The organism is Bradyrhizobium niftali (assembly GCF_004571025.1).
GTDB classification, from domain to species: domain Bacteria; phylum Pseudomonadota; class Alphaproteobacteria; order Rhizobiales; family Xanthobacteraceae; genus Bradyrhizobium; species Bradyrhizobium niftali.
Map to the genome: position 1 here is coordinate 1 of NZ_SPQT01000130.1, position 782 is coordinate 782.

A 782-nucleotide genomic window follows, 5' to 3' on the forward strand; every position below is an offset into this window, starting at 1 on the left:
GGGAATCGGCGTCGACGACACGGCGTGGGACCATTCGGTGTTCTCGAAGAACCGCGACCGGCTGCTGGAAGGCGACATCGCGGCCAAGTTCATGGCGGCGGTGCTGGCACAGCCCAAGGTGAAGAGGCTTCTGTCGAGCGATCACTTCTCAGTCGATGGCACGCTGATCGAGGCCTGGGCCTCGATGAAGAGCGTCAAGCCCAAGGACAGCTCGGGCGAGCCGCCGGCGCAAGGCGGCGGGCGCAATGCCGAAGCGGACTTCCATGGCCAGAAACGCTCGAACGATACCCATGCTTCGACCACCGATCCCGATGCCAGGCTCTATCGCAAGGGTAAAGGCAAGGAGACGAAGCTGTGCTTCATCGGGCATGGGCTGATGGAGAACCGCCACGGCCTGCTGGTCGACGCCTGTTTGACGAAGGCCGATGGTCATGCCGAACGGGTGGCCGCGCTGCACATGATCGAGCCCTATGCCGACCGGCCCACAGCGATCACACTTGGCGCCGACAAAGCCTATGACGCAGAAGACTTCGTCAACGAGCTGCGCTCGATGAATGTGACGCCACATGTTGCGCAGAACGTCAGCGGCCGCAGCTCTGCCATTGACGGGCGAACGACCCGGCACGGCGGCTATGCCGTCAGCCAGCGCATTCGCAAGCGCATCGAGGAGGCATTTGGCTGGATCAAAACGGTCGCCGGGCAAGAGAAGACCAGGTTCCGTGGTCGTGAGCGTGTCGGATGGGCCTTTACCTTCGCTGCCGCCGCCTACAATCTGGTGCGGC

Annotated in this window: 1 protein-coding gene; it reads left to right on the plus strand. The window is 63.2% G+C overall.

Going from position 1 to position 782, the window contains the following annotated elements; all coding sequences use genetic code 11:
* The coding region (locus E4K65_RS46735) for an IS5 family transposase (protein WP_135179767.1) at positions 1-782 on the plus strand (782 nt) is incomplete at both ends.